Here is a 7,225-nt window from a genome sequence, read left to right as displayed (position 1 = left end):
CTTCGGCAGCTCCTACATGAGATCGCATTCCCTTGTAGGAGCTGCCGAAGGCTGCGATCTTTTGATCTTCAAACTGGCATCCCTGAACCACAGCCTTATAATGCCCGCCTTTGCAAAAACAGCAGGCTGTCCCACCTTGGCAAACATAGATAACCCGGTCGCCGAAATGGCCCCCGAGGGCTTTTACCGCGTAGCGCTGGGCGTTGAGTACAAAGGCTCGCGCTACAGCGGCTGGCAGCGTCAGTTGACCGGTGTGAAAACGGTGCAGGAAGAGCTCGAAAAAGCCCTGTCGAAAGTCGCCAATTCGCCGGTCTCCTTGCAGTGCGCCGGGCGCACCGACGCCGGCGTGCATGCCTGCGGACAAGTGGTGCATTTCGATACCACGGTCGATCGTTCGCTGAAAGCCTGGGTCATGGGCGCCAACATCAATCTGCCCCATGACATCAGCGTCAGTTGGGCGCGGGTGATGCCGGCGCATTTTCATGCGCGCTTCAAAGCCATCGCCCGGCGTTATCGCTACGTGATCTACAACGATCAGATCCGCCCGGCGCATCTCAACGAAGAAATCACCTGGAACCACCGTCCGCTGGACGTCGAGCGCATGGCCGAGGCCGCGCAATACCTGATCGGCACTCACGATTTCAGTGCGTTCCGCGCCGGTCAGTGCCAGGCCAAGTCGCCGATCAAGAAGATGCATCATCTGCGCGTGACCCGTCACGGCAAGATGATCGTGCTCGATATCCGCGCCAATGCTTTCCTGCATCACATGGTGCGCAACATCGCCGGCGTGCTGATGACCATCGGTGCTGGCGAGCGCCCGGTGGAGTGGATGAAAGAAGTCCTGGAAAGTCGTGAGCGCCGTTCCGGTGGGGTGACCGCGCATCCGTACGGTTTGTATCTGGTGCAGGTCGAGTATCACGACGAGTTCCCGTTACCCGAGCGTTTTATCGGCCCGCATTTCCTCACGGGCTTCTCGGAACTTGACGGCTGACGTCCACGAACGCTTTTGTTACCATCCGGGACTTTCCCGGATTTTAGCTTGGAGTTTTTCTCGACATGTCTGCCGTTCGCAGCAAGATCTGCGGGATTACCCGCATAGAAGATGCGCTGGCCGCCGTCGAGGCCGGGGCGGATGCGATCGGATTCGTGTTCTACGCCAAGAGTCCGCGTGCGGTCAGCGTGCAGCAGGCACGAGCGATCATCCAGGCGTTGCCGCCGTTTGTGACCACCGTGGGCCTGTTCGTCAACGCCAGCCGCTGCGAGTTGGGGGAAATCCTCGATGCCGTGCCGCTGGATTTGCTGCAGTTCCATGGTGATGAAGTCGCTGAAGATTGCGAAGGCTGGCATCGTCCGTACATCAAGGCGCTGCGGGTCAAGGCCGGTGATGACATTGCGGCCGCCGTTGATGCCTACCCGAGCGCCAGTGGCGTGCTGCTCGACACTTATGTCGAAGGTGTGCCCGGCGGAACCGGTGAGGCGTTCGACTGGTCATTGATTCCGCAAGCTTTGAGCAAACCGTTGATTCTGGCCGGGGGCCTGACCCCGGAAAACGTTGCGGACGCCTTGGCCCGGGTAAAACCCTATGCCGTAGACGTCAGTGGCGGGGTGGAAGCGAGCAAAGGCATCAAGGATCACGCAAAGATCCGCGCATTTATCAAAGCAGTAAAAGACAAATAGGAACCTGCAGGAGCCTGTAGGAGCCTGTAGGAGCTGACGAGTGCAACGAGGCTGCGATCTTTTGATCGTAAAAAAACAAGTTCAAAGGATCGCAACCTCGTTGCACTCGTCAGCTCCTACACGCTCCTACAGAGCGGTGGTGCCGATATTGATGTGACGGCTGGCAGTCTGCCGCCGTCCATCAATGCACTTGCACAAAGCAGGCGCGGCTGAGGGTTTGTGAAGGGCACGCAGGTCATGTTTCGCGCTGACCGTGGCCACTCATCCACCATCGCCACACACATGAATTTAGCTGAAGGGCATACGCGGGGCTGCGAACCAGAGCGTTCGGGCCGCCGGTACTGGAGAAAGAAAGCATGAGCAACTGGTTAGTAGACAAACTGATCCCTTCGATCATGCGTTCCGAGGTCAAGAAGAGCTCGGTCCCTGAAGGTCTGTGGCACAAATGCCCGTCTTGCGAGGCGGTGTTGTATCGTCCAGAGCTGGAAAAGACCCTGGACGTTTGCCCCAAGTGCAACCACCACATGCGCATCGGCGCACGTGCGCGCATCGACATCTTCCTCGATGCCGAAGGTCGCAACGAACTGGGCGCCGATCTGGAGCCGGTTGACCGTCTGAAATTCCGCGACGGCAAAAAGTACAAGGATCGTTTGGTCGCTGCGCAAAAGCAGACCGGCGAAAAAGACGCACTGATCTCCGTCAGCGGCACCCTGCTGGGCATGCCGGTGGTGGTTTCGGCCTTCGAATTCAGCTTCATGGGCGGCTCGATGGGCGCCATCGTTGGTGAGCGCTTTGTACGTGCCGCCAACTACGCGCTGGAAAACCGCTGCCCGATGATCTGCTTCGCCGCTTCCGGCGGTGCGCGCATGCAGGAAGCGCTGATCTCGCTGATGCAGATGGCCAAGACCTCGGCGGTACTGGCGCGTCTGCGTGAAGAAGGCATTCCGTTCATCTCCGTGCTGACCGACCCGGTCTACGGCGGTGTTTCCGCCAGTCTGGCGATGCTTGGCGACGTGATCGTCGGTGAGCCGAAGGCCCTGATTGGCTTCGCCGGTCCGCGCGTTATCGAGCAAACCGTGCGTGAAAAACTGCCGGAAGGCTTCCAGCGCAGCGAATTCCTGCTGGAACACGGCGCGATCGACATGATCATCCACCGTCAGGAACTGCGCCCGCGTCTGGGTAATCTGCTGGCACAAATGACTGGCAAGCCGACGCCGAAATTCGTCGCCGCGCCAATCGAGCCGATCGTGGTTCCACCGGTCCCTGCTGGCCTATGACCGAGCGCACCCTTGGCGAATGGCTCGCCTACCTTGAGCAGTTGCATCCGTCGGCCATCGACATGGGCCTGGAGCGTTCGCAACAGGTAGCGTCCCGGATGGGGCTGGGCCAGCCGGCGCCTCGGGTGATTACGGTCACCGGTACCAACGGCAAGGGTTCGACCTGCGCTTTCGTGGCTTCCTTGCTGCGGGCGCAGGGCCTGAGCGTTGGTGTCTACAATTCTCCGCACCTGCTGCGTTATAACGAGCGGGTGCAGCTCAATGGCGTCGAAGCCACTGACGCGCAGTTGTGCGATGCCTTTGCTGCGGTCGAGGCCGGGCGCGGCGACACTTCCCTGACTTACTTCGAAATGGGCACCCTGGCGGCGTTCTGGCTGTTTCAACAGGCAAAACTTGACGCTGTGGTGCTTGAAGTCGGTCTGGGCGGGCGTCTGGATACCGTTAACGTGGTCGATGCCGACATCGCGCTGGTCACCAGTATTGGCGTCGATCACGCCGATTATCTGGGCGACACCCGTGAATCCGTGGCCTTCGAGAAGGCCGGGATCTTCCGTCAGGGCAAGCCTGCCCTGTGTGGCGATCTGAATCCGCCGCAACCGTTGCTCGACAAGGCGCGTGAGCTGGCCTGTCCTTTCTTCCTGCGGGGTCGTGATTTCGACCTCGGCATCACTGATCAGCACTGGCAATGGCGCGGTACCGATGCGCAAGGACAGGCAGTTGAGCTGGTTGACCTGCCGCTGCTGGATCTGCCGATGGAAAACGCTGCGCTGGCGTTGCAGGCTTACTTGTTGCTTGGTTTGCCGTGGAATGCGCAGCAGATCGTCGCTGCTTTGCAGGCGACTCGCGTGGTCGGTCGTCTCGATCGCCGCTCGTTCGAGTGGAACGGCAAGCGCCTGAATTTGTTGCTGGATGTTGGTCACAATCCGCATGCTGCCGAGTATCTGGCCCGTCGTCTGGCCGCGCGGCCGCCGGTGGGCAAACGCCTGGCGGTGTTTGGTCTGCTGGCCGACAAGGATCTGGATGGTGTTGTCGGCGAATTGAATGCTAGTGTCGAGCACTGGGCGGTGGCGCCGCTGGATTCGCCGCGTGCGCGCCCGGTGGCTGAATTGCAGACGGCATTGCAGAACCTTGGCGCGTCGGTCACGTCTTACGAGAGTGTCGCGGCTGCGCTGGAAGGGCAGTGCGCCGTAGCGACCAGCGACGACGAGATTCTGTTGTTCGGATCATTTTATTGTGTCGCCGAGGCCCTTCAATGGCTGGCCCGGCGCTCCACGGAGGAAGCGGCAAATGGCTTTGCTGGATAAAGCGTACAAGCAGCGCATGGTTGGCGCGTTGGTGCTGGTGGCGCTGGCGGTGATTTTCCTGCCGATGTTGTTTACCCGTGAGGATGAGCAGCGTCAGGTGACTGTCGACGCGCCGGCCGCTCCGCAGGCGCCCTTGGTGCCACAGGTGCAAATGGAAACGGTGGCCGTGCCCGAGCCGCAAACCCTGCCGCAAGAGCCGGTGCCGACGGATGAAGAAGTTGCGCAAGACATGGCGCCTGCAGCACCAGCGCCAGCACCGACTGCGCCTATTTTGATCGCCAAGCCCGCTGCGCCGCCTGCGGTGGCCAAACCGATTCCGGCGCCTGCTCAGCCAATCACAGCTTCCTCGTCCAAGCCTGACACCACGCAAAGTCGCGTCGATGCCAACGGCCTGTCGGTAAGCTGGTCGGTGCAGTTGGCCAGTCTGTCGAGCCGCGCCAGTGCCGAAAGCCTGCAGAAAACCCTGCGCAGCCAGGGTTACAACGCCTATATCCGTTCCGCCGATGGCAAGAATCGGGTGTTTGTCGGGCCGCTGATCGAGCGCGCCGAAGCCGATCGTCTGCGTGATCTGTTGGGTCGTCAGCAGAACCTCAAAGGGTTTGTCGTGCGTTTCCAGCCTGAGCGCGGCTAAAAACTATCGCTTCGATTGAAATGCACTGACAATCGCAGCTTACCGAGAGGCATGCGCTCTGCTAAAATGCGCCGCCTTATCCGTCTGTAGGCTGCACTGTGCCATTTACCTGGGTTGACTGGGCGATCGTTGCAATCATCGCCATCTCCGCTTTGATCAGTTTGAGCCGCGGCTTCGTCAAGGAAGCATTATCGCTGGTGACCTGGATCATCGCAGGAGCCGTCGCCTGGATGTTCGGTGGCTCATTGTCCGAGTACCTCGCCGGATACATCGAAACCCCATCGGCTCGCGTGATCGCGGGCTGTGCCATCATGTTTGTCGCCACACTGATCGTGGGCGCAATGATCAATTATCTTATCGGCGAGTTGGTTCGCGTCACCGGGTTGTCCGGGACCGATCGATTCCTCGGCATGGCCTTCGGCGCAGCGCGTGGCGTGTTGCTGGTGGTCGTGGCGGTCGGGCTGTTGAGCCTGGGGCCGGTACAGCAGGACGGGTGGTGGAAAGAATCCCAGCTCGTTCCCAAGTTTCTATTGGTCGCCGACTGGTCCAAAAACCTGATCCTCGGGTGGAGCAGTCAGTGGCTTGCCAGCGGAATCAGCGTACCCGCTGATCTTCCGTTCAAGGAGCAACTCTTGCCGTCGGCGAAAACGCCTCAGTGAGTGTTGTTCAGTTCAGATCCATTAAGTAGGGGTTGCGTCGCATGTGTGGCATCGTCGGTATCGTCGGTAAGTCGAACGTCAATCAGGCGCTGTATGACGCGCTAACCGTGCTCCAGCACCGCGGCCAGGACGCTGCCGGTATCGTCACCAGCCATGATGGCCGGTTGTTCCTGCGCAAGGACAATGGTCTGGTGCGTGACGTGTTTCAACAGCGTCACATGCAGCGCCTGGTTGGCCACATGGGCATCGGCCACGTCCGTTACCCGACCGCGGGCAGCTCGACTTCGGCTGAAGCCCAACCGTTTTACGTCAACTCGCCTTACGGCATCACCTTGGCGCACAACGGTAACCTGACCAACGTTGAACAGTTGGCCAAAGAGATCTACGAATCCGACCTGCGTCACGTCAACACCAGTTCCGACTCGGAAGTGCTGCTGAACGTGTTCGCTCACGAACTGGCCCAGCGCGGCAAGCTGCAACCGACCGAAGAAGACGTGTTTGCCGCGGTGACCGACGTGCACAACCGTTGCGTTGGCGGTTACGCGGTAGTCGCCATGGTGACCGGTTACGGCATCGTCGGTTTCCGTGACCCGCACGGCATCCGCCCGATCGTGTTCGGTCAGCGTCACACCGACGAAGGCGTCGAGTACATGATCGCCTCGGAAAGCGTTTCGCTGGACGTGCTCGGCTTCACCCTGATTCGCGACCTGGCCCCGGGCGAAGCGGTCTACATCACTGAAGACGGCAAGCTGCACACCCGTCAGTGCGCGACCAACCCGTCCCTGACCCCGTGCATCTTCGAACACGTCTACCTGGCGCGTCCGGATTCGATCATCGACGGCGTGTCGGTCTACAAGGCTCGTCTGCGCATGGGTGAGAAACTCGCCGAGAAGATCCTGCGCGAGCGTCCAGAGCACGACATCGACGTGGTCATCCCGATTCCTGACACCAGCCGTACCGCGGCCCTGGAGCTGGCCAACCACCTGGGCGTGAAATTCCGCGAAGGTTTCGTCAAGAACCGTTACATCGGCCGTACCTTCATCATGCCGGGCCAGGCGGCTCGCAAGAAATCGGTGCGTCAGAAGCTCAATGCCATCGAGCTGGAATTCCGCGGCAAGAACGTGATGCTGGTCGACGACTCAATCGTGCGTGGCACCACTTGCAAGCAGATCATCCAGATGGCCCGCGAAGCCGGCGCGAAAAACGTCTACTTCTGCTCGGCTGCTCCGGCAGTACGCTTCCCGAACGTCTACGGCATCGACATGCCAAGCGCCCACGAACTGATCGCGCACAACCGTTCGACTCAGGACGTAGCGGATCTGATCGGTGCTGACTGGTTGATCTATCAGGACTTGCCTGACTTGATCGAAGCGGTCGGTGGCGGCAAGATCAAGATCGAGAACTTCGATTGCGCAGTGTTCGACGGCAAGTACGTCACCGGCGACGTCGACGAGGCGTACCTGAACAAGATCGAGCAGGCGCGGAACGACTCCTCGAAGATCAAGACCCAGGCGGTCAGTGCGATCATCGATCTGTACAACAACTAAGTAATCACCGGCCTGTAGGAGCAAGGCTTGCCCGCGAAGCTTTTGGCGCTGTCAGAGGCGCCATCGCGGGCAAGCCCTGCTCCTACAAAGGCATCACGCCTCCGGGCCGGTTTTGTATCTATTTCAGAAC

Annotated in this window: 7 protein-coding genes; all 7 read left to right on the top strand. The window is 60.1% G+C overall.

From position 1 onward, the window contains the following. The first annotated feature begins 166 nt into the window (after positions 1-166). The 7 genes from truA to purF all read left to right on the top strand — a co-directional run bounded on the left by truA (position 167) and on the right by purF (position 7,095). The gene (gene truA / locus EJA70_RS02980) at positions 167-991 is read left to right on the top strand and encodes a tRNA pseudouridine(38-40) synthase TruA (RefSeq protein WP_045123178.1); all 825 of its coding nucleotides are present in this window, start codon (positions 167-169) and stop codon (positions 989-991) included. Between the two features lie 65 nt (positions 992-1,056). After that, a complete protein-coding gene (locus tag EJA70_RS02975) occupies positions 1,057-1,677 on the top strand; it encodes a phosphoribosylanthranilate isomerase (RefSeq protein WP_158829494.1) in 621 nt (206 codons plus the stop codon). A gap of 356 nt (positions 1,678-2,033) precedes the next feature. Next, positions 2,034-2,954, top strand: a complete 921-nt coding sequence (gene accD, locus EJA70_RS02970) for an acetyl-CoA carboxylase, carboxyltransferase subunit beta (RefSeq protein ID WP_008083214.1) — start codon at positions 2,034-2,036, stop codon at positions 2,952-2,954. Then, positions 2,951-4,258: a bifunctional tetrahydrofolate synthase/dihydrofolate synthase gene (gene folC / locus EJA70_RS02965; protein WP_158829492.1), complete on the top strand. Its 1,308-nt coding sequence runs from the start codon at positions 2,951-2,953 to the stop codon at positions 4,256-4,258. Before accD ends, folC begins: the two co-directional genes overlap by 4 nt. Beyond that, entirely contained in the window at positions 4,242-4,889 is a 648-nt protein-coding gene (locus tag EJA70_RS02960; protein WP_158829490.1) for an SPOR domain-containing protein, read from the top strand. Before folC ends, EJA70_RS02960 begins: the two co-directional genes overlap by 17 nt. Positions 4,890-4,987: 98 nt before the next feature. Then, positions 4,988-5,548: a CvpA family protein gene (locus EJA70_RS02955; RefSeq protein ID WP_008083218.1), complete on the top strand. Its 561-nt coding sequence runs from the start codon at positions 4,988-4,990 to the stop codon at positions 5,546-5,548. A gap of 41 nt (positions 5,549-5,589) precedes the next feature. After that, positions 5,590-7,095, top strand: coding sequence for an amidophosphoribosyltransferase (gene purF, locus EJA70_RS02950; RefSeq protein WP_007913462.1), 1,506 nt, complete (start codon positions 5,590-5,592; stop codon positions 7,093-7,095). The last annotated feature ends 130 nt before the right edge of the window (positions 7,096-7,225 follow it).

Origin of the sequence: Pseudomonas sp. PB103, assembly GCF_009764635.1 — a bacterium.
In the GTDB taxonomy this organism is placed as follows: Bacteria; Pseudomonadota; Gammaproteobacteria; order Pseudomonadales; family Pseudomonadaceae; genus Aquipseudomonas.
Note: the sequence above shows the minus strand (reverse complement) of the source record. Positions and strands in the feature narration are given on the sequence as shown.